Origin of the sequence: Ponticoccus litoralis, assembly GCF_039769985.1 — a bacterium.
GTDB lineage: Bacteria > Pseudomonadota > Alphaproteobacteria > Rhodobacterales > Rhodobacteraceae > Ponticoccus > Ponticoccus litoralis.
Window position 1 is genome coordinate 2,345,428 of the sequence record NZ_JBDNCH010000002.1, and the last position, 20,350, is coordinate 2,365,777.

A 20,350-nucleotide genomic window follows, 5' to 3' on the forward strand; every position below is an offset into this window, starting at 1 on the left:
GCGGTCTACTTCCTGACCAACCATCAGGACACCTGGTCGACCTGGATCAGCGAGGACGCGCGCGCGCGCCTTGCCCCCTGCTGGACCAATAACCGGCTGACACGACCTGCGGCGGCTCTGACATCCCGGAGCCGCCGTTTGCGTTTCCGGAAAGCGTCCCAAAGCATCCGGCCCCTTCAACAGTACAGGAAAACACCATGGCCACCTATGACTGGCTCTTCAACAGCCTCGGGCTGCGCGACTGGTGCGACGGCGACGGTTCGGGCGGCTCCGCCCCTATGTCGATGGCAGATCTCATCGGGCAGTCGGGCGACGGCGGCGCCCCCGAGGTCTCGGCCTGGGACACGCCGTTCCCCTCGATGGACGCGCTCAACGACGCCTGCGCGTCGTTCCCGCAGTCGCGCGAAATCACGCAGGGGGTCGAACGGGGCTTTCTCGATATCAAGGACGCCCTGTCCTACGTGCTTGATCCGCTTACCCAGCCGCTGAGCTGGGCGCTTTCGAACGCGCTCTGGCTGTTCCAGGAAACGCCCTGGTGGATCATGATCCCGGCGCTGGCGCTGATCGTGCTGTTGGTCAGCCGCTCGTGGCAGCTGATGACCTTCGTGGCGGGCAGTTTCGCCGCCCTCGCCTTTATCGATTACTACGAATACGCCATGCAGACGCTGGCGGTGATCGCGGTCTGCGCCGTCATATGCGTGTTGCTCGGCGTGCCCATCGGCATCGCCATGTCGCGCTCTGACAGGCTGCAGCGGGCGATGATCCCGGTGCTGGACATGCTGCAGACGCTGCCGCCCTTCGTGTACCTCATCCCGCTTATCTTCCTTTTCTCGGTGACCGAGCCCAAGCTCTACGGCATTGCCATCATCCTCTACGCCATCGTGCCGGTCATCCGCCTGACGAACCTGGGCATCCGGCTTGTCGACAAGGAGGTGATCGAGGCCGCGGACGCCTTCGGCATGACCGGGCGCCAGAAGCTCTACGGCGTGCAGATCCCGCTGGCGCTGCCGAACATCATGGCCGGTGTGAACCAGACGATCATGATGAGCCTCGCGATGGTGGTCATCGCCAGCCTCGTCTCGGCCCCCGGCCTCGGCGTGCTGGTCCTGCGCGGCATCCGCAACCTCGAGCTTGGCGTCGGCCTGATCTCGGGCCTCGGCATCGTGCTTCTCGCGGTCATTCTCGACCGCTCCACCAAGGCGGCGCTTGCGCGCGTCAACGCCGCACAGAAGAACTGAGGAGCGAGCGACATGGCCGACCCAAAGATTTCCATCCGCAATCTCTACAAGATCTTCGGCAAGGACCCCCGGGGGGCCCTTGTCCGCGCCAAGGCCGGCATGGGCAAGCAAGAGCTGCTTGAACAGCACCGCCACGTGCTGGGCCTGCGCGACATCAACATCGACATGGCCCCGGGCGAGATCACGGTGATCATGGGCCTGTCGGGCTCGGGCAAGTCCACGCTGATCCGCCATCTCAACCGGCTGATCGATCCGACCGCCGGCGAGGTGATCGTCAACGGCGAGAACATCATGGACTATTCCGAGGCGCAGCTGCGCGAGATGCGCCGCAAGCACATGTCCATGGTGTTCCAGAAGTTCGCCCTTCTGCCCCACCGGACGGTGCTGGAGAACGCCGCGACACCGCTGACCGTGGACGGGCGACCGCGCTCGGAGTGGGAGCCGGAGGCGACCGGGTGGCTCGACCGCGTCGGGCTCGAGGGTCAGGGGCGGCAATACCCGCACCAGCTTTCGGGCGGCATGCAGCAGCGCGTCGGCATCGCCCGGGCCCTGACGTCGAACTCGGATATCATGCTGATGGACGAGGCCTTCTCGGCGCTGGATCCGCTGATCCGCACGGACATGCAGGACCTGCTGCTGGAGCTGCAGCGCGAGCTGCACAAGACGGTGGTGTTCATCACCCACGACCTCGACGAGGCGCTGAAGCTGGCCGACCATCTGGTGATCCTGAAGGACGGCGCGGTGGTGCAGCAGGGCGAGCCGCAGCATATCCTGATGAACCCGAACGATCCCTATATCGTGGACTTCATCTCGGACATCAATCGCGCGCGCGTGCTGCGCGCCCGCACGGTGATGACGCGGGGCAGGGCTGTGGCAAATCTCTCTGGCAGCGTGGACGAGAATGCCACCCTCGAAGAGGTCATCGCGACGGCAGAGGGCGACACAACACGCAGCTTCGCCGTCATGCGCGACGGCAGCCAGATCGGCGCCCTGGCGATGTCCGACGTCGTCAAGGCGCTTGTGCCGACCGCGGCCTCCGAGGGCGGCATGCGCCAGGCGTCCTGAGCGGGACGTTCCGATCGGGTCCGCCCCGCCATTGCGGTGGCGCGCCGACGGTCCTTTCTGGCCACCGGAGCGGCCCCCGGGGCGCGCCCTTGCGGTGATGTGGCAGGCCCTTGCGTAGGGGGGCGCTGCGGCGCAGGTCGTCGGGCCGATCAGGGCGCAGCGGGCCAATGCCTATGCCCGCGTGGCCCGACGGGCGCCAGTCGTCGGACGACCGCTTCTCTGGCAGCTTCGGCGCGTCGCGGAAGGACCGGGTCCACGCCGTGATCGAGGGCGGCGCGCAGGCGACCTGGTCACCTCGGTTTCCTGCGGTCTCCGGGTTTTGCCCCGCGCATCAGGCGCAGGGTTTGGCATCGAAGGGTAATGCGCGCCATCGGCCTGTGCCGGCTTCGTGACCGGAAGCCCGCGGCGCTTGACGTGGCCCCAAAAGCCTGCGCCCGGAAGCCCCGCCTGCCTCGGGCCTGCGCGGCTTCACCGCGCCCGGCTGTGGCGCCGTGGTCGATGGCGGCGATCTCGGGGAAAGGCTGCCGTTCGCATGGCGGCTGGGGGCTGGCGGGGATGGGTACGGGCGTGTCAGGGCTGGGATCGCGGGTGCTGACCCGGCCCCCGCCGCACATGTTTATCCGCCGTTCATTTATAGCCGTTCATCTATGTACGGCGCCCGCCTGCCTCTGCCCTGCGGCGTGACAGAGATCCGCCGCAGGGATTCGACAGCTGTCGCGTCTTCCCGGAGGCATCGGGTCCGAAACATCCGGGTGCGGAAAGACGCGGTTCATCGTACCGTTTCAGATCACTTCGATCACACCCTTGTCGATGGCCAGCACATAGCCGCGACGGGCGATGTTCTTGACCAGCAGTTCCGACACCATCTGGTTGCCCAGCCCGTCGCGCAGGCGTTTGATGCGGGTGGCGCCGGCGGCCTCTTCGCAATCCATCTCGGGCTTGCCGGAAATCATCGATTCGATCTGCGCGCCGGACAGCATCTCGTCGTCCAGCCGCGCCTCTGCCAGCACCGACAGCGTCTCGATCATCGCATCGGTCAGCTTGAACCCCATGGTGTTCAGGTAGACGGTGTTCTCCTCGCGCGAGATGATCAGCGAACTGACCTCGATGCCCGACCGCTCGATCTGCGCCATGCGGCGGTTCAGCGAGATCAGCAGCACCAGAAAGACCAGCGCCGCGACCAGAAGCGCCGTGGCGAAGACCAGCAGCACGAAGATCACCACCCGGTAGCTGGCCAGCGTATCCGAAAAGGCGGTGCCGGATTGCGCGAGGATTTCCAGCAGCGCGACCTCGGCCTGACTTTGCAGGTTGTCGTTCTCGACGAAGATCCGTTCGACCCGCGCGTTGAAGGCATTGCCGTCGGGCAGGGTCAGCAAGAGCAGCGCACCGGCCACCGCAAGGATCAGCACGATGGCGGTGATCCCTGCGGCGACGATGCGCGCGCCGGAGCGGCGGCTGTCGCTAGCGGTAATAGTGTGATCCGGCACTGCTGATTTCCGATGCGGTGGGCGGCGACTGCGTCACCTTTGTCACGTTCAGGAGGGACCAGCCCGCGGAAGAGATCCGCGAACTGACGGCCCCGGCCGGGGCGCCGGGGCAAGAGCCCGAGACCTGCACGATCCCGTAGTGCAGTCTCAGCGGGTTGTCCCGCTTGGCCTTGTAATGGATGAAACAGTCCGCAGCGGCGGCGCCGGGCAGGGCTGCAAGCGTCAGGATCAGAAGGGGAATGGCGAGTGAGCGTCTCATGCTGGCAGACTGTGGGTGAACGGGTGGAAATTCAATAACAACAGGGCGGTGCAGGGCCGGTTATCCGATAGCCGGGGGCTGATATTGCCCGGAACGGCGCGGCGGGTCGAGGCTGGCGGGGCAGGGTGCCTGTCCCGAGGATAGAGCGCCTCCCCCCAGCCCGAAAGGAGAAATCCATGTCCGCCAGATTCATCACCGCCATCCTTGTCGCCGGCGCCCTGATCGCAACCCTCAGCGCCGCGCCCGCCCGCGCCGACAACGCGGGGCTGAAGCCCGCCTTCGGCGCGGCCGCGACGCTTTCCCTTCTCGGACAGGCCGTCGAGGGCGGCAAGGTCGAGGTCAACCATCGCCAGTACGGCGATGGGCGCCCGTATGGCCAACCGCATCAGTGGGGCGGCAAGCAGCGCGGCCACGGCAAGTACAAGCGCCAGGCCAAGAAGCGGTGGCAGCCCGCAGCCCTGCCGCGTCACTGCCTGCGGCAGGTGGGGGGCGCCACAAGGCGTGGTACGCGCTTTCGGCGCATTGCCTCGACCGCAGTTACCGGGGCCACCTGCCGCGCGCCTGCGCGACCCGCGCCTGGTACAAGGGCAAGCCCCGCCCGGTCTACGGCATCGGCTGTCTGCGAAGCCGCGGCTATCCTCTGGCCCGGCGCTGACCTGCGGGGCCGACCCCATCGGGCCGGTCCCGGCGGGGCTTTGAAGACCGCCACGGGAAGCGGGCTCTGGCGCGGAGCCCGCACCGGCTGTGCCTCTTTGGTTGTCCAGGGCCAGAGGGGCAGATTGCAACCACCGCCCCGGCGTGCCGTATCGCCGCGACGACGGGTGGGGTTTTCCGGCGGCATCGGGTGGCGGGCGAACCGGCCCCTGTCCGAGGCGAGGCACCGCGCCACGCGGGCGCCATTGTTCCGGGGCGGCGCCGGATGCCTCCGGCGGAGGGTATTTGGACCAAGAAGAAGCCCGAGGGGGGCGGGGCCGGGCCCGCGGGACGGGCGGCGGCCCCGGTTCTTTCCTGGGACGCCGGGGCAGGGGCGTTCGGGCGGGATAGGGGCCTTGTCGCTTGACAGCCGGCGCTGCCTGCGCCGATCCTTGCGGCAGGTGGCCATGCAGAGCCGCCGGGGAAGCGCAGCACGGGGGACGCGGGCGATGCACAGGGGTTTGACGATGGCGGCGCTGGCCGCCGTGATGGCGCTGGCGGCCTGCGGCGGGCGCTCTCCGGTCTCCATCGTCGAGGCCTGCACCTCGGGCGCGACCTATCCCAAGTGCCAGAACGCGCGGCTTGTGCAGATCGCCGTCGAGGCCGCACAGCGCTGAGGCCGGGCCCGCGCGGCGTGCCCTGAAACCGCCCGCCGCCGCGATCCTGCCCTGCGGGGAGGGGGCGGAGGACATGCACGTCATGGTTGTATTGTCATCGAAGTTTCGCCCTGTCGTCGCAAAAGCGACCCGCAATCGTTACGCGGGTCACCGATCCCTCCCGGCATCTCAGCCAGCAAGGAGGGTTACCCATGCCCAGCATCCGCTTTACCCGTCGCCAGTCGCTGCTTGGCGGCGCCGCCCTTGGCGTCACGCTTGCCGCGCCGTCGCTGTCGCGCGCCCAGTCGCGTCCCCTGATCACCCATGGCGTCATGTCCGGCGACGTCGCCCATGACGGCGCCGTCATCTGGGCCCGTGCCGACCGCGAGGCCAAGATGCTGGTGGAATGGTCCACCACCGAAGCCATGACCGAGGCGCGCGCCGTCCCGGCGCTGGCGGTCGGCACACCCACCGATTTCAGCGGCAAGCTGGCGCTGGAGGGGCTGCCCTCGGATCAGGACATCTTCTACCGCGTCACCATGACCGATCTGGCCGACGGTACCGCCTCCGAGCCGGTGCAGGGCCAGTTCCGCACCGCGCCCATGGGCAATCGCGACATCAGCTTCGTCTGGTCGGGCGACACCGCCGGTCAGGGCTGGGGCATCGACGAGGATCGCGGCGGCATGACCACCTATGGCACCATGCTGCGCCACGCGCCGGACTTCTTCCTGCATTCGGGCGACACGGTCTATGCCGACGGCCCGCTGAAGGAAGAGGTCGAGCTGGCCGACGGCACGCTGTGGAAGAACGTCATGACCGACGCCAAGCGCAAGGTCGCCGAGACGCTGGACGAGTTCCGCGGCCAGCACCTGTACAACTACATGGACCGCAACGTGCGGGCCTTCAACGCCGCCGTGCCGATGATCGCCCAGTGGGACGACCACGAGGTCACCAACAACTGGTACCCGAACGAGATGCTGACCGCCGACGACCGCTATACGGTCAAGTCGATGCAGACGCTGTCGTCCCGGGCCGCGCGCGCCTTCCACGAGATGATGCCGACGCGCCAGACGCTGGCAGAGCCGATGCGGGTCTATCGCAAGGTGTCCTACGGGCCGCTCCTGGACATCTTCGTCATCGACATGCGCAGCTACCGTGGCGACAACACCACCAATACCGAGGCCGAGGGCACGCCCTTCATCGGCCCCGAGCAGCTGGCCTGGCTGAAGCGCGAGATGATCAATTCGACCGCCACCTGGAAGGTGATCGCTGCCGACATGCCGATCGGCATGATGGTCCGCGACGGCGCCGAGGCGATGGAGAACGGCGCCAATGGCGACGGCCCGGTGCTGGGCCGCGAGAAGGACATCGCCGCCGTGCTGTCCTTCATCAAGACGGCGGGCATCCTCAACACCGTCTGGCTGACGGCGGACGTGCATTACACCGCCGCGCATCACTACTCGCCCGAGCGCGCGGTTTTCCAGGAGTTCGAGCCCTTCTGGGAATTCGTTTCCGGCCCGCTGCATGCCGGGACCTTCGGCCCTTCGGATTATGACAACACCTTCGGCCCCGAGGTGCGCTATGCCAAGCACCCCGAAGAGGGGCAGGCCAACCTGCCGCCCTCGGACGGGCTGCAGTTCTTCGGCAAGGTGGACATCTCTGCCGACACCGGCGTGATGACCGTGCGCCTGATGGACAGCGCCGACAGCGAGCTGTGGTCGGTGGAGCTGGAGCCCAAGCGGGCGTAAGGCCGGACACAACAGGATCGCGGGCCGCGCCGCCCGCGATCCATCCATGTGCGGCAGGACGGTGGAAAGCCGCGCCGTGGTCCGGCGATCCCTGCCTTCAGCATGGCAGGTTATCCCGACCGGCTATCGCCGCCGGTTACCCCGGCCGGATCCCTGTGAGCGCCGTCAGGGTGCGCTTGCATCGGCCCAATCGCCGGGCTCCGGGACGGCCCGGCGATGCGCGGCGGCTTCGCCGTGAGGAAGCGCCGGTGGTGGATCGCAGCCGGACCGCGATGTGCGGGTCTCCTTCGCGGTTTTCAGCCTCTCTTCGCCTTTGGACGCAGCATCGCGCGGGCCATCGCAAGACGGCCCATCGCTGCGCCATCGCCGCTGCGCCCCCGCTCTGTCCGGTCAGATGTCGCTTTTTTGGGTAAAACGACCCGGGTTCTTGTGGACAAACGGTGGATTTGCGGCACCCTTCAGGGATGCACCCCGACAGACGGGCGCACTCCAAGAACGAGAAAAACAGAGAGGGCACATGTCTTTCATCGAATCTTTCTTCGGTCTGATCGGAGACCTCACATGGGGCTGGGCGCTGATCCCCTTCCTCGTGATCTTCGGCTGCTTCCTGACCATCGCCACGAACTTCGTTCAGTTCCGGTACTTCAAGCGGATGTTCCGCGTCCTGAAGGGCGACAACCAGTCTTCGGACCCGAACACCATCTCGGCACGCGAGGCGCTGTTCGTGTCGGTCGGCGGGCGCGTCGGCGGCGGCAATATCGCGGGGGTCGCGGTGGCGATCACGCTGGGCGGTCCGGGCGCGGTCTTCTGGATGTGGGCCATCGCGCTGGTCGGCATGGCCACCAGCCTTGTCGAATGCACGCTGGCGCAGGCCTACAAGCGCCGCCAGCCGGACGGGTCGTTCCGCGGCGGTCCGGCGCGGATGATCATCCACGGCCTCGGCAAGGACTACAAATGGCTTGCGGTGATCTACGCGATCTGCCTGATCGCCGCCTTCGGCATCGGCTTTCCGGCCTTCCGAGGGCAATACCGTGGCGGGCGCCGCAGAGAACGCCTTTGGCCTGAACCGCTGGATCACCGGCATCGTCCTGACCGCGGGCACCGGCTGGATCGTCTTCGGCGGGATGCACCGGATCGCCAAGGCCTCGGACATCATCGTCCCGATCATGGCCTTCGGCTACATCGCCATGGCACTGGTCGTGATCGTGATCAATATCCTCCAGGTCCCCGGCGTGCTGATCGATATCGTCGCGAACGCCTTCGGCTTCCGGGAAGCGGTCGGCGGCGGCATGGGGGCGGCCATCGCGCAGGGCCTGCGCCGCGGCCTGTTCTCGAACGAGGCGGGTCTGGGCTCTGCGCCCAACGTCGCCGCCACGGCGGACGTGCGGCACCCGATCAGCCAGGGCATCACGCAGAGCTTTTCGGTCTTCATCGACACGATCGTCATCTGCACCTGTACCGCGCTGATGATCCTTCTGGGGGACGTCTACGTGCCGGGTGCCGAGATCGACGGCGTGGTGCTGACGCAGGACAGCCTGGCCTCGCACCTTGGCACATGGACCAGCTACTTCCTGACCATCGCGGTGCTGCTCTTTGCCTTCTCGTCGATCATCTACAACTACTACCTCGGCGACAACGCCCTGACGGTGCTGACGAAGAACCCGCAGGCCTCGCTGGTCTTCAAGCTGATCCTGATGGCCATCGTCTTCGTCGGCGCGGTGGCGCCGGGCGCGACGGCGATCTTCTTCTTCTCGGACCCGATGATGGGCGTGCTGGCGCTGGTTAACCTGCTGGCGCTGATGATGCTCTTCCCGATCCTGCGCCGCATCCTGCGCGATTTCGACGAGCAGAGGGCGGCGGGCGTGCACCGTCCACGCTTCGACCCGACGAAGTTCCCGGATCTGGATCTGGACCACAGCGCCTGGGATCACCGCGAGGCGGCGCCCGAGTAAGGCCATGAAGGGATAAAAGCCGAAAGGGCCGCGCCAGTCGCGCGGCCCTTTTTCGGTTCTGCGCCCCGGTCCGGCGGGGTTTCCGGGCCTTGTGGCGGGCCCCCGGGGGATGACTGAAAAGCAGGATGCCAGCCCACCGGCATGGCACCATGGCGGCGCGGCGCAGGGGCGCCGCCCCCGGGCGACGCGCGCAGCGCTCCGCAACCCGCCCGGACGTCAGTCCCGGACGGTCAGGATCTCGTCCAGCGGCTTCTTCAGGGTCGCGGCCCGGGGCACGGTGGCGCCCGGCGCGGTGTGGCCAACGGCGAGGATCATCACCGGCTTCTCGGCCTCTGGCCGGTCCAGCACTGCGTTCAGGAAGCGCATGGGGTTCGGCGTGTGGGTCAGGCTGGACAGCCCCGCCTCGTGCAGGGCGGCGATCAGGAAGCCGGTGGCGATGCCCACGCTTTCGGGCACGTAGTAATGCTTGTAGCGCGTGCCGTCCGCGAACTGCCCGTAGCGCTGGGCGAAGATCACGATCAGCCAGGGCGCCTCTTCGAGGTGCGGCTTGGCCGGTCCGGTGCCGATGGGCTCCAGCGCCTTCAGCCAGGCGTCGCCCGCCGCGCCCTCGTAGAAGCGGGCCTCTTCTTCCTCGGCGCCGGCGCGGATCCGCGCCTTCAGCGCGGGGTCGGACACCGCGACGAAGTGCCGGGGCTGGTGGTTGGCGCCCGAGGGCGCGTTGCCCGCCGCCCGGATGCAGGCCTCTATCGCGGCGCGGGGCACCGGCCGCCTGTCGAAATCGCGCACCGTGCGGCGGTCCGCCATCCGGTCGCGAAACCCCTCGGCGCCCGCCAGCACGCGGCTCGTCCGGCCAGTCGCCGCGCGATGCCAGCGGCACCGCCCGGTACGTCAGCTCCTTGCGATCCACCTTGACTCCTCCTCTGTACCGGGGCCGTTTTTCGGCCTGCCCGGCCTCGGCTGTCAATCGCCCTTGCCGCGACAAGTCTTCCCAAGAGGTCGAAATATGTGTATGGCGCCCCCATCTGAGACGTGACGCCATGGCCCCGGCGCATGACATGATGAAAGGGGTCGGCGGCAATGGGGCCGTCATCGAAACGGAGGACCCGGCAGGGGTCGGGAGTGCCTCCAAGAGGATATCTGATGTTCAAAGAAGTGAAAAAGACACTCCAGTGGGGCGAAGAGACGCTGACGCTGGAAACGGGCAAGATCGCCCGTCAGGCCGACGGCACCGTCATCGCCACGCTGGGCGAGACCTCCGTCATGGCCAACGTGACTTTCGCGAAACAGCAGAAAGAAGGCCAGGACTTCTTCCCGCTGACCGTCCATTACCAGGAAAAATACTACGCCGCGGGCAAGGTGCCCGGCGGCTTCTTCAAGCGCGAGGCCCGTCCGACCGAGAAGGAAACGCTGACCGCGCGCCTGATCGACCGTCCGATCCGCCCGCTCTTCGTCCCCGGCTTCAAGAACGAAGTTCTGGTGATGTGCACCGTCCTGTCGCATGACCTCGTCAACGATCCCGACATCGTCGCGATGATCGCGGCCTCGGCGGCGCTGACCATTTCCGGCGCGCCCTTCATGGGCCCGATCGCCGGTGCGCGCGTCGGCTTCGAGGATGGCGAATACGTGCTGAACCCGACCGTCGACGACATGCAGGGGCTGCGCAACAACCCCGAGCAGCGTCTCGACCTCGTCGTGGCCGGCACCAAGGACGCCGTCATGATGGTGGAATCGGAAGCCTACGAGCTGACCGAGGACGAGATGCTGGGCGCGGTGATGTTCGCGCACGAGCAGATCCAGCCGGTGATCGACACGATCATCGAACTGGCCGAAGAAGCCGCGAAAGAGCCCTTCGACTTCACCCCCGGATTACTCGGCGCTCTACGAGGCCGTGAAGGCCGCGGGCGAAGCCAAGATGAAGGCCGCCTACGCGATCACCGACAAGCAGGAACGCGTTGCCGCCGTCTCTGCCGCCAAGGAAGAGATCAAGGCCACGCTTTCGGAAGAGCAGCTTGAGGATGCGAACCTCGGTTCCGCCCTGAAGAAGCTGGAATCGGTGGTGCTGCGCTCTGACGTGGTGAAGAACAAGCGCCGCATCGACGTACCGCGCGCTGGATCAGGTCCGCCCGATCGTCTGCGAAACCGGCCTCCTGCCGCGCACGCATGGCTCGGCGCTGTTCACCCGTGGCGAGACGCAGGGTCTGGTCGTGACCACGCTGGGCACCGGCGACGACGAACAGTTCATCGACGCGCTGCACGGCAACTTCAAATCCAACTTCATGCTGCATTACAACTTCCCGCCCTATTCGGTCGGCGAAGTGGGTCGCGTGGGGTCCCCGGGCCGTCGCGAGATCGGCCACGGCAAGCTGGCATGGCGCGCCCTGCAGGCGGTTCTGCCGGCCTCGACCGATTTCCCCTACACCATCCGTCTGGTCTCCGAGATCACCGAATCCAACGGCTCTTCGTCGATGGCATCCGTCTGCGGCGGCTCGCTGTCGATGATGGACGCGGGCGTTCCGCTGAAGGCGGCGGTGGCCGGTGTGGCCATGGGTCTGGTGCTGGAAGACGACGGTGACTACGCGGTCCTGACCGACATCCTCGGCGACGAGGATCACCTCGGCGACATGGACTTCAAGGTCGCGGGCACCGCAGAGGGCATCACCTCGCTGCAGATGGACATCAAGGTCGCGGGCATCACCCCCGAGATCATGAAGACCGCCCTCGCCCAGTGCCAAGGAAGGCCGGATGCACATCCTTGGCGAGATGGACAAGGCCCTGTCGTCCGCCGGTGAGTTCAGCCAGCACGCGCCGCGCATCGAGACCATGCAGGTGCCGACCGACAAGATCCGCGAAGTGATCGGCTCGGGCGGCAAGGTGATCCGCGAGATCGTCGAGGTTTCGGGTGCCAAGGTCGACATCAACGACGACGGCATCATCAAGATCGCCTCGCCGGACGGCGAGTCCATCAAGAAGGCCTACGACATGATCTATTCGATCGTGGCAGAGCCGGAAGAGGGTCAGGTCTACAAGGGCAAGGTCGTGAAGATCGTCGACTTCGGCGCCTTCGTGAACTTCTTCGGCAAGCGTGACGGCCTCGTGCACGTTTCCCAGATCGAGAACCGCCGCCTGAACCATCCCTCGGACGTGCTGAAGGAAGGTCAGGAAGTCTACGTGAAGCTTCTGGGCTTCGACGACCGTGGCAAGGTGCGCCTTGCGATGAAGATGGTCGATCAGGAGACCGGCAAGGAACTGGAAAAAGAGGCGAAGGAAGAGTCCGCCGAGTAATCGGTGGGCGCCAAGCCTTGAAAAGATCGAAACGCCCCGCAGGAGACTGCGGGGCGTTTTCTTGTCGGATGGCCGGGGTGCAGGCGGCGGTGCGCGATTCGTGACGCAGCGTCAGTGCCCGGGGCGCGCTTGACGATATTTTTACCGATTGCGGCCCAGGGTGAGCCTGTGTGAAGGCGGCACATTGGTTGCGACCCCTTCGAACACTCACGGGATGCACGGCAAGGGCCCCGGCAATCCAGCCAGGGCCCGACCGGCCAGAGTTCGACCGACCAGAGTCCGGCCTGGTCCTGCACAGGGGCAGCGACGGGCAGGGGCGACCGGTGGGACATGCCCGCCGGACGGGGTGGCGCAGGGCTGTCGCGCATCGCTTTCACATCAGCCACCCGCTGGGCGCGGGCTGCCTTCCTCTGACAGGAGGGCGCGGCAACGGAGCGGGTCCTCGCTTTGGTCTCGGACAGCAGCCGTCTCGGGGTGGCCGCGCCGTCTAGCCCTCCGCCGCCGGACTGGCGTGGCGATGGATCATCTTCCAGCCGTCCTCGCCCGCGCGGAAGATCTCGGTGACCCGAAGGCGCATCGCCTGCGGCTCTGTCGCACCGTCCAGCATGACCTCGGCCACCTGATAGCCGGACCAGTAGGCCATGCCGTCGGCCTCGCCCTGATCGAGGACCTCGAAGAAGGTCTTGCCGCCGGGGCCGAAGCTGCGGGCGCCGTCGCGATTGGCCTTGTTCACCGCATCGGCGCCGGTCACGACCCGGCCCGAAGGGTCGAAGAAGCTGGCCGGGCCGGAGGTGGCGGAGAGATCCAGCACGAGATCCGGGCGCCCGGTGACATAGGCGCGGGCCGCGTCCTCGCGCGCTTTCATGAATTCGGTGAAGGTCTGGACTTCGAATGTGGTTGTCATGGCGTTTCCTTTCAGCCGGGGTAACGCGCCAGCGGGGCGGCGGTTTCCGCCGCCGACTTGCGCTGGCGTCACAGGCGGACTACCCCGCTCTCATGCAGGTTTTTGACAGCATCATCCGCGACCGGGGGTCCCGATACGCGGTCTCCGGCGGGGCCTGCCGCAACGCCGAAGAGGCGGCGGCCTTTCTCAAGGAGCTGAAGCGGCGCAAGAAGTTCGCCAAGGCCACGCACAACACATGGGCCTGCCTGACCGACGAGGGCCCGCTGCGCAACGACGACGGCGAAAGCGGCGCCGCGCAGGTCATCCTGCGGATGCTGGAGCGCGAAGAGATCCTCAACGAGATCGTCGTCGTCACCCGCTGGTATGGCGGGAAGCATCTTGGCGGCGACCGCTTCCGCCACGTGGGCGACGCGGTGCGCCACTATCTGGACAATCGCGGCGGCTGAGGCCCCGGCGCAAGGCCATAGGCGCCGCGCTGAGGGGGCGAGGACCGTGGCCCCTGACGGCGCGCCCTGCCTGACCTGGAACAAAAAAAGGCCGGGCAAGATGCCCGGCCAGGTCCAACAGGGAGGTGCATATGATGACCCGCATATGCGACGGGATTCCGTGGATCATCCTGACGATGACTGTCTCATACTACATTGCGCGCTGCCAAAAATCTCTGCGACATTTGGCTTGGGTCCGGCGGCCATGCCCCTTTTGGTTGCGCCCTTTGAACTCTGCACACCTTTAGGTTGAGCTGTCAAGAAACCAGCCGATAGCCGCCCGATTCGGTCACCAGAAGCCGCGCGTTCGAGGGGTCGGGCTCGATCTTCTGGCGCAGGCGGTAGATATGCGTTTCCAGCGTGTGGGTGGTGACGCCCGCGTTGTAGCCCCAGACCTCGTGCAGCAGCGTGTCGCGCGGCACCACGCCCTCGGTCGAGCGGTAGAGGAACTTCAGGATGTTCGTCTCTTTCTCGGTCAGGCGGATCTTCTTGTTGTCCTCGGTCTCCAGCATCTTCATGGCGGGCTTGAAGGTATAGGGGCCGACGTTGAAGACCGCGTCTTCGGACTGTTCGTGCTGGCGCAGCTGGGCGCGGATGCGGGCCAGCAGGACCGGAAAACGGAAGGGCTTGGTCACGTAGTCGTTGGCACCCGCGTCGAGGCCGAGGATGGTGTCGGCGTCGCTGTCGTGGCCGGTCAGCATGACGATGGGCGACTTGATCCCCTGCTTGCGCATCAGGCGGCACAGCTCGCGCCCGTCGGTGTCGGGCAGGCCGACGTCGAGGATGATCAGATCGTAGACCTGCTCCTTGGCGCGCGCCATGGCTGTGGCGCCGCTGTCGGCTTCGAAGACCTCGAAATCCTCTGTCATGACAAGTTGTTCGGCCAGCGCCTCGCGCAGGTCCTCGTCGTCGTCGACCAGCAGGATGTTTCTCAGTTGCGCCATGGCGGGGCCTCCGTCGTGTTGCCTTTTCCGTGAGATGTGGACATGACGGAGGCCCGGCAAGTATTGCTGCAAGCGATCACGCGGACGTGTCCGCATCGCGCGAATGTTACAGGAACCGCGCGTCTGGCGCGGCGCAGGAGGCGTCATGGCCCTTGGACCGGATCTGAACGAGGTACTGGCGCGGGCGCGCGGCGACCTGCGCATGGGTGTGCCGGTGGTGCTGGAGGATGCCGAGGGCGCGGTGATCTGCGCCGCGGTGGAAACGCTGGGCGCCGAGCGGCTGGAGGCGCTGCGGGCGCTGGGGGCGCCGGACCTGGTGCTGACGGCGCGCCGGGCCGAAACGCTGAAAGCGCGGGCCTATGACGGCGACGTTGCGCGGGTGGTGGTGCCCGAGGGCGCGGGACTGGACTGGCTGACCGATGTGGCGGACCCGGCGGACGACATGGATCGCCCGATGAAGGGCCCGCTGGAAACCCGGCGCGGCGGCTCTGCCGCGTTGCAGCGGCTGGCGGTGCGCCTGTGCAAGGCGGCGCGGCTGCTGCCCGCCGCGCTTGTGGTTCCGGTGGCGCCGGGATTGGGCGCGCTGCAGGGGCTGGTCCGCGTCCCGGCACAGGAGGCCGCGACCATCATGGAGGCGCTGCCGCATCTGGGCCATGTCATCGCGGCGCGGGTGCCGCTGCGCGCGGCGGAAAACGCGCGGCTGCACATCTGGCGCCCCGAGGACGGATCCGAAGAGCATTACGCCATCGAGATCGGTCGCCCGGATCGCGCCGCCCCGGTGCTGGCGCGGCTGCATTCGGCCTGTTTCACCGGCGACCTGCTGGGCTCGCTGAAATGCGACTGCGGCCCGCAGCTGAACGCGGCGCTGGCGCAGATGGGGCAGGAGGGGGCGGGCGTGCTTCTGTACCTGCAACAAGAGGGCCGCGGCATCGGGCTGGCCAACAAGATGCGGGCCTATGCGCTTCAGGATCAGGGTTTCGACACGGTCGAGGCCAACCACCGGCTGGGCTTCGAGGACGACGAGCGCGATTTCCGCCTTGGCGCGCAGATGCTTGAGGCGCTGGGGTTCTCCTCGGTGCGGCTGCTGACCAACAACCCCGCCAAGATCGCCATGATGGAGCGGTCGGGCATCGCGGTGGCCGAGCGGGTGCCGCTGAAGGTCGGCGAGACGCCGCAGAACGCGCGTTACCTTGCGGTGAAGGCGAAGAAGTCCGGTCACCTCCTTTAAGCACAGCTGCGCTTCTTTGGTCCAAAGATACCTTGGGGGCTGCGCAAGCAGCGGGGGTCATGCTGAAAGCATGCCTGTGGCATGACGCCCCCTCACAGTCGCCGGACGCAGACCAGCCCTCCCGTTGCACAGGGCCGTGGCGCGCATAGATAGAAGACCGAAAGGAGAGCCGCCATGCATTATTCGCTGCTCGATCTGGCACCGGTCCCCGAGGGGCACGACGCCGCGCAGGCCCTGAAGAACACCGGGGACCTTGCGGTTCATGCCGAGCGCTGGGGCTACCACCGCTACTGGCTTGCGGAACATCACAACATGCCCGGCATCGCCTCGGCGGCGACGGCGGTGCTGATCGGCCATGTTGCCGGGCTGACGCGGACGATGCGCGTCGGCGCGGGTGGGATCATGCTGCCGAACCACGCGCCGCTGGCGGTGGCCGAGGCCTTCGGCACGCTGGCGACGCTGTACCCCGGGCGCATCGACCTTGGGCTTGGCCGCGCGCCGGGCGGCGATCACGCGGTGATGCGGGCGCTTGGCGTGCACCAGCAGCGGGCCGAGAACTTCCCGAACGAGGTGGCCGAGCTGCGCGACCTCTTCGGTCCCGCGCAGCCGGACCGCGCCGTGCGCGCATTGCCGGGCGAGGGGACGGAGGTGCCGCTCTGGGTGCTGGGGTCTTCGCTTTATGGGGCGCAGGTGGCGGCGGCGCTGGGGCTGCCCTATGCCTTTGCCTCGCATTTCGCCCCCGCCGCGCTGGAACAGGCGCTGGAGGTCTACCGCCGCCATTTCCGCCCCTCCGAGACGCTGTCGAAGCCGCACGCGATGCTGGCCATCAACGTCTTCGCCGCCGATACCGAGGCCGAGGCGCACCGCCTGCGCACGACCATGCAGCAGGCCTTCTACCGGCTGCGCACCGGCAAGCCGGGCAAGCTGCCCGCGCCGGTGGACGATCTGGCCTCGGTGGTGCCGGCGGGCGCGATGCCCGCGCTGGACGAGGCGCTGCGGATCAGTGCCGTGGGCACACCCGCGCAGGTGCGCGAGCAGATCGGGCGGCTGGTCGAGACGCACCGCCCCGACGAGGTGATCCTGACGGGCCAGATCCACGATCACGCGGCGCGGCTGCGCAGCTTCGAGATCGCGGCAGAGGTGCTTCAGGGCTGCGGCGCGGCGGTTCCGGCGTGAGGTTCGGCCCGCAGGATCTGATCCTGACGCGCAGCGGGCTGCGCTTTGCCGGGCGCCTCCTGCCCTGCACGGTGGGGCGCGGCGGCATCACGACCGACAAGCGCGAGGGCGACGGTGCGACGCCCGCGGGTGTGCACCACATCACCGCGCTGCTCTACCGGCCCGACCGCATGGCCAGGCCGGCCTGGTGGGCGCTGCCGATCCGGCCCGGCGACCTGTGGTCGGACGATCCGGCGGACCCCGCCTACAACCACCTCGTGCGGGCGCCCTATGCGCCCAGCCACGAGCGCCTGCGGCGGGGCGACCGGCTGTATGATCTCGTGCTGCTGACCGACTGGAACTGGCCCGAGGCCGAGCCGGAGCGCGGCTCGGCGATCTTCCTGCACCGCTGGCGCCGCCCGGGCTTCCAGACCGAGGGCTGCGTGGCCTTCGCGCCGCATCACCTGCGCTGGCTGGTCGGGCAGATCGGTCCCGGCACGCGGCTGGTCGTGCCCCCGGCCTTTGCCGGGTGACGGCCGGGCCGGCCCGTCGGGCCGGACGCTCGTGCCTGCGCACATCGCCCCACCCGCCATCCCGAAACCCCGCCGCCGCGCGGCCTTCTCAGGCGACCAGCGTCCGGCCCAGCCCCTGCAACATCTCGAGGCATTGCGCCATCTGATCGCGTGAGACGAACTCGTCCGGCTTGTGGGCCTGCGCGATGGCGCCGGGGCCGCAGACCACCACGCTCATCCCCATGCCCTGGAACAGTCCGGCCTCGGTGCCGAAGGGCACGACCTCGCAGGCGTTCTGCCCGGTCAGGCGCCGCACCAGATCGCGCGCCGCGTTGTCGTCCATCGGGTCGAGACCCACGACCTCGCCGATGACCTCGGTGCTGATGCTGGCCGCAGGCGAGACCGCGCGCATGGCGGGCAGCAGCTCTTGCTCGACCAGCCGCGCGATGGCGTCCTTGACGAAATCGGCGTCGGACCATGCGACGGGGCGCATTTCCCACTCGATCTCGGCCTTGCCGGGAATCACGTTATGCGCCACGCCGCCCGACAGCCGCCCGACATTGACCGTGGTCCATGGCGGATCGAAGCGCGAGCCCTGCGGCGCGCGGGCCTTCAGCGCCTCGGCCAGTTCCAGCAGGCGGGCGACGTAGCGCACGGCATAGTTGACCGCGTTGACGCCGTGGTCGGGGGCCGAACCGTGGCCTTCCAGCCCGGTGAAGCGCACGGTGTATTCGCAGCAGCCCTTGTGGCCCTCGATGATGCGCATGCTCGTCGGTTCGCCGATGATGGCGATGGCGGGCCGGATGCCGCGCGCCTGCAGCTCGGGCACCAGCGCGCGGGCGCCGAGGCAGCCGACCTCTTCGTCGTGGGTGAAGCAGAAATGCAGCGGGCGGCGCAGGGTCTGCGAGGCATAATGCGGGGCCATGGCCAGCGTCGCCGCGATGAAGCCCTTCATGTCGCAGGTGCCGCGCCCGTAGAGCAGGCCGTCCGCCTCGGTCAGCTGGAAGGGCGGGCGGGTCCAGTCCTGATCCGCCACCGGCACCACGTCGGAATGGCCCGACAGCACGATGCCGCCGTCGCCCTCGGGGCCCAGCGTGGCGAAGAGGTTGGCCTTGGTCCCGCTGGCGTCGCGGAACAGGTCGACGCGGGCGCCCAGCCCTTCCAGCCAGGCGGCCATGTAGTCCATCATGGCAAGATTGCTGTCCGCCGAAACGGTCGGAAAGGCGATCAGGTCGCCGAGGATGCGTTCGGTCTGGGCAAGAAGGGTCATGCGGGTCCTGTCGGGTGTCGCGGTCTGCCGGGAAGATTAGCTGCTCTGGGCATGAAATTCAAAGACTTGGCGGTGCAATCGGGCGGGACTCAGCCTTCGGGGTGAGTCCCCGTCTGGACCATTCCGGCCCCGATATTGCCGCCTGCGCCGCCACCCGCGAAAGTCGGATCGCCTGAAGAGGCGCTTTGACCTGTTCGTTTTTCCTGTCCCGTGCCGCATTTGTGACCGAATGTGCCGGATTCGCCGGGTGATCCTGCCGCAAGGGGCGAGATGCTTGCATGTAAGGGCCTCAGCCGCTTTAGTATGAGGACAAGACAGCGGAAAAAATCCGCGGAACCACAACACGGGGAGCCTGCTTTGGCTGATGGGAACAGCGGCGATGCATTCGTCGCATTCGAACGCGTGCAGAAGAGCTATGACGGTGAAACGCTCGTCGTCAAGGATCTGAACCTCACCATGCCGAAAGGCGAATTCCTGACGATGTTGGGGCCGTCCGGGTCGGGCAAGACCACCTGCCTGATGATGCTGGCGGGCTTCGAGACCGCCACTTACGGCGAGATCAAGCTGGACGGCGTGTCGATCAACAACATCCCGCCGCACAAGCGCGGCATCGGCATGGTCTTCCAGAACTACGCGCTGTTCCCGCATATGACCGTGGCCGAGAACCTGTCCTTCCCGCTGGAAGTGCGCAAGATGGGGAAATCCGACCGCGAGGCCAAGGTCAAGCGGGCGCTGGACATGGTGCAGATGGGGGCCTTCGGCGGCCGCCGCCCGGCGCAGCTTTCGGGCGGCCAGCAGCAGCGGATCGCGCTGGCCCGGGCGCTGGTCTTCGAACCCGAGCTGGTGCTGATGGACGAACCGCTTGGCGCGCTGGACAAGCAGCTGCGCGAGCACATGCAGTTCGAGATCACCAACCTGGCGCACAGCCTTGGCATCACCACGGTCTACGTGACCCACGACCAGACCGAGGCGCTGACCATGTCGGACCGGGTCGCGGTCTTCGACGACGGGCGCATCCAGCAGCTGGCGCCGCCGGATGAGCTTTACGAGGCGCCGCAGAACAGCTTTGTCGCGCAGTTCATCGGAGAGAACAACACGCTGGAAGGCGTGGTGCAGGAGGTTCACGGCAACACCTGCACGGTCAGGCTGGACGACGGGCAGATGATCGACGCCAAGCCGGTGAACGTCAGCAAGCCGGGCGAGCGCACGCAGGTTTCCATCCGGCCCGAACGGGTAGAGTTCAACAAGGACCGGATGCAGGAAGGCGCGCATACGCTGAAGGCGGACGTGCTGGAATTCATTTACATGGGTGACATCTTCCGCACCCGCCTGCGGGTCGCGGGCAACGACAATTTCGTGGTCAAGACGCGCAACGCCCCGGATCAGGTCCGGCTTCAGCCGGGCACCCAGATCGAGATCGGCTGGCTGCCAGAGGATTGCCGGGCGCTGGACGCGAAGTGATCCGTCCGGCGTCGCGCCGAACAGGGATGCCGCCGCCGGCCCGCAGGGCACAGGCGGCCAGAAGATCCGGA

The 20,350-nt window shown here is 67.4% G+C and carries 17 protein-coding genes and 2 pseudogenes; 12 read left to right on the forward strand and 7 right to left on the reverse strand.

Annotated elements, in window-relative coordinates; genetic code table 11:
• The first annotated feature begins 197 nt into the window (after positions 1 to 197).
• Positions 198 to 1,238, forward strand: coding sequence for an ABC transporter permease (locus ABFB10_RS12695; RefSeq protein ID WP_347166795.1), 1,041 nt, complete (start codon positions 198 to 200; stop codon positions 1,236 to 1,238).
• Positions 1,239 to 1,250: 12 nt separating this feature from the next.
• Positions 1,251 to 2,303 (forward strand): quaternary amine ABC transporter ATP-binding protein, encoded by a 1,053-nt coding sequence (locus tag ABFB10_RS12700; RefSeq protein ID WP_347166796.1) that lies wholly within the window; start codon positions 1,251 to 1,253, stop codon positions 2,301 to 2,303.
• A gap of 782 nt (positions 2,304 to 3,085) precedes the next feature.
• Here the strand turns inward: ABFB10_RS12700 and ABFB10_RS12705 are convergent.
• Genes ABFB10_RS12705 through ABFB10_RS12715 form a run of 3 tightly spaced genes read right to left on the reverse strand, consistent with a single transcriptional unit; the run spans position 3,086 to position 4,462 of the window.
• A complete protein-coding gene (locus ABFB10_RS12705) occupies positions 3,086 to 3,790 on the reverse strand; it encodes a hypothetical protein (protein ID WP_206566111.1) in 705 nt (234 codons plus the stop codon).
• Positions 3,765 to 4,049 (reverse strand): hypothetical protein, encoded by a 285-nt coding sequence (locus ABFB10_RS12710; RefSeq protein WP_347166797.1) that lies wholly within the window; start codon positions 4,047 to 4,049, stop codon positions 3,765 to 3,767. The genes ABFB10_RS12705 and ABFB10_RS12710 overlap by 26 nt, the downstream gene beginning before the upstream one ends.
• Positions 4,046 to 4,462 carry a hypothetical protein gene (locus ABFB10_RS12715; protein WP_347166798.1) on the reverse strand — a complete coding sequence of 139 codons (417 nt, stop codon included), beginning with the start codon at positions 4,460 to 4,462 and terminating at the stop codon, positions 4,046 to 4,048. The genes ABFB10_RS12710 and ABFB10_RS12715 overlap by 4 nt, the downstream gene beginning before the upstream one ends.
• Before the next feature lie 729 nt (positions 4,463 to 5,191).
• On the opposite strand from ABFB10_RS12715, the gene ABFB10_RS12720 reads away from it, so the two are divergent.
• The 4 genes and pseudogenes from ABFB10_RS12720 (at position 5,192) to ABFB10_RS12735 (ending at position 9,038) form a co-directional block, all read left to right on the forward strand.
• The gene (locus tag ABFB10_RS12720) at positions 5,192 to 5,359 is read left to right on the forward strand and encodes a hypothetical protein (protein ID WP_347166799.1); all 168 of its coding nucleotides are present in this window, start codon (positions 5,192 to 5,194) and stop codon (positions 5,357 to 5,359) included.
• A gap of 191 nt (positions 5,360 to 5,550) precedes the next feature.
• Complete coding sequence (locus ABFB10_RS12725; protein ID WP_347166800.1) at positions 5,551 to 7,086, forward strand: alkaline phosphatase D family protein; 1,536 nt, start codon at positions 5,551 to 5,553, stop codon at positions 7,084 to 7,086.
• A gap of 517 nt (positions 7,087 to 7,603) precedes the next feature.
• A pseudogene (locus ABFB10_RS12730) lies at positions 7,604 to 8,032 on the forward strand (alanine:cation symporter family protein); the annotation flags it as partial.
• Positions 8,033 to 8,117: 85 nt separating this feature from the next.
• Positions 8,118 to 9,038 (forward strand): alanine:cation symporter family protein, encoded by a 921-nt coding sequence (locus ABFB10_RS12735; protein WP_347166801.1) that lies wholly within the window; start codon positions 8,118 to 8,120, stop codon positions 9,036 to 9,038.
• A gap of 216 nt (positions 9,039 to 9,254) precedes the next feature.
• On the opposite strand, the gene ABFB10_RS12740 is transcribed toward ABFB10_RS12735, so the two are convergent.
• Positions 9,255 to 9,875, reverse strand: coding sequence for a nitroreductase family protein (locus ABFB10_RS12740; protein WP_430523014.1), 621 nt, complete (start codon positions 9,873 to 9,875; stop codon positions 9,255 to 9,257).
• A gap of 303 nt (positions 9,876 to 10,178) precedes the next feature.
• Here ABFB10_RS12740 and pnp point away from each other — a divergent pair.
• Positions 10,179 to 12,320: pseudogene (pnp, locus tag ABFB10_RS12745) on the forward strand (polyribonucleotide nucleotidyltransferase).
• Between the two features lie 487 nt (positions 12,321 to 12,807).
• On the opposite strand, the gene ABFB10_RS12750 reads toward pnp, so the two are convergent.
• Entirely contained in the window at positions 12,808 to 13,224 is a 417-nt protein-coding gene (locus ABFB10_RS12750) for a YybH family protein (RefSeq protein WP_347166802.1), read from the reverse strand.
• 92 nt (positions 13,225 to 13,316) lie between these two features.
• Here ABFB10_RS12750 and ABFB10_RS12755 point away from each other — a divergent pair, with 92 nt between their 5' ends.
• On the forward strand, positions 13,317 to 13,670 hold the full coding sequence (locus tag ABFB10_RS12755; RefSeq protein ID WP_347166803.1) for a YigZ family protein: 354 nt from the start codon (positions 13,317 to 13,319) through the stop codon (positions 13,668 to 13,670).
• 296 nt (positions 13,671 to 13,966) lie between these two features.
• Here ABFB10_RS12755 and ABFB10_RS12760 read toward each other — a convergent pair whose 3' ends face one another.
• Complete coding sequence (locus ABFB10_RS12760) at positions 13,967 to 14,653, reverse strand: response regulator (protein WP_206566101.1); 687 nt, start codon at positions 14,651 to 14,653, stop codon at positions 13,967 to 13,969.
• Between the two features lie 145 nt (positions 14,654 to 14,798).
• Here ABFB10_RS12760 and ribA point away from each other — a divergent pair, with 145 nt between their 5' ends.
• The 3 genes from ribA to ABFB10_RS12775 all read left to right on the forward strand — a co-directional run bounded on the left by ribA (position 14,799) and on the right by ABFB10_RS12775 (position 17,569).
• A complete protein-coding gene (ribA, locus tag ABFB10_RS12765) occupies positions 14,799 to 15,881 on the forward strand; it encodes a GTP cyclohydrolase II (RefSeq protein ID WP_347166804.1) in 1,083 nt (360 codons plus the stop codon).
• A gap of 174 nt (positions 15,882 to 16,055) precedes the next feature.
• A complete protein-coding gene (locus tag ABFB10_RS12770; protein ID WP_347166805.1) occupies positions 16,056 to 17,057 on the forward strand; it encodes an LLM class flavin-dependent oxidoreductase in 1,002 nt (333 codons plus the stop codon).
• On the forward strand, positions 17,054 to 17,569 hold the full coding sequence (locus ABFB10_RS12775; protein ID WP_347166806.1) for a L,D-transpeptidase family protein: 516 nt from the start codon (positions 17,054 to 17,056) through the stop codon (positions 17,567 to 17,569). The genes ABFB10_RS12770 and ABFB10_RS12775 overlap by 4 nt, the downstream gene beginning before the upstream one ends.
• Before the next feature lie 88 nt (positions 17,570 to 17,657).
• Here the strand turns inward: ABFB10_RS12775 and argE are convergent, their stop codons facing one another.
• On the reverse strand, positions 17,658 to 18,818 hold the full coding sequence (argE, locus tag ABFB10_RS12780; RefSeq protein ID WP_347166807.1) for an acetylornithine deacetylase: 1,161 nt from the start codon (positions 18,816 to 18,818) through the stop codon (positions 17,658 to 17,660).
• Positions 18,819 to 19,175: 357 nt separating this feature from the next.
• Between argE and ABFB10_RS12785 the strand changes: the two genes are divergently transcribed.
• On the forward strand, positions 19,176 to 20,279 hold the full coding sequence (locus ABFB10_RS12785) for an ABC transporter ATP-binding protein (protein WP_347166808.1): 1,104 nt from the start codon (positions 19,176 to 19,178) through the stop codon (positions 20,277 to 20,279).
• Positions 20,280 to 20,350: the final 71 nt, after the last annotated feature.

What these genes read in the sequence shown, in the direction of transcription:
- ABFB10_RS12695 (WP_347166795.1), top strand. Translation starts at nt 198, where the DNA reads ATGGCCACCTATGACTGGCTCTTCAACAGCCTCGGGCTGCGCGACTGG.
- ABFB10_RS12700 (WP_347166796.1), top strand. Translation starts at nt 1,251, where the DNA reads ATGGCCGACCCAAAGATTTCCATCCGCAATCTCTACAAGATCTTCGGC.
- ABFB10_RS12710 (WP_347166797.1), bottom strand. Translation starts at nt 4,049, where the DNA reads ATGAGACGCTCACTCGCCATTCCCCTTCTGATCCTGACGCTTGCAGCC.
- ABFB10_RS12720 (WP_347166799.1), top strand. Translation starts at nt 5,192, where the DNA reads ATGCACAGGGGTTTGACGATGGCGGCGCTGGCCGCCGTGATGGCGCTG.
- ABFB10_RS12725 (WP_347166800.1), top strand. Translation starts at nt 5,551, where the DNA reads ATGCCCAGCATCCGCTTTACCCGTCGCCAGTCGCTGCTTGGCGGCGCC.
- ABFB10_RS12750 (WP_347166802.1), bottom strand. Translation starts at nt 13,224, where the DNA reads ATGACAACCACATTCGAAGTCCAGACCTTCACCGAATTCATGAAAGCG.
- ABFB10_RS12755 (WP_347166803.1), top strand. Translation starts at nt 13,317, where the DNA reads ATGCAGGTTTTTGACAGCATCATCCGCGACCGGGGGTCCCGATACGCG.
- ABFB10_RS12760 (WP_206566101.1), bottom strand. Translation starts at nt 14,653, where the DNA reads ATGGCGCAACTGAGAAACATCCTGCTGGTCGACGACGACGAGGACCTG.
- ribA (WP_347166804.1), top strand. Translation starts at nt 14,799, where the DNA reads ATGGCCCTTGGACCGGATCTGAACGAGGTACTGGCGCGGGCGCGCGGC.
- ABFB10_RS12770 (WP_347166805.1), top strand. Translation starts at nt 16,056, where the DNA reads ATGCATTATTCGCTGCTCGATCTGGCACCGGTCCCCGAGGGGCACGAC.
- argE (WP_347166807.1), bottom strand. Translation starts at nt 18,818, where the DNA reads ATGACCCTTCTTGCCCAGACCGAACGCATCCTCGGCGACCTGATCGCC.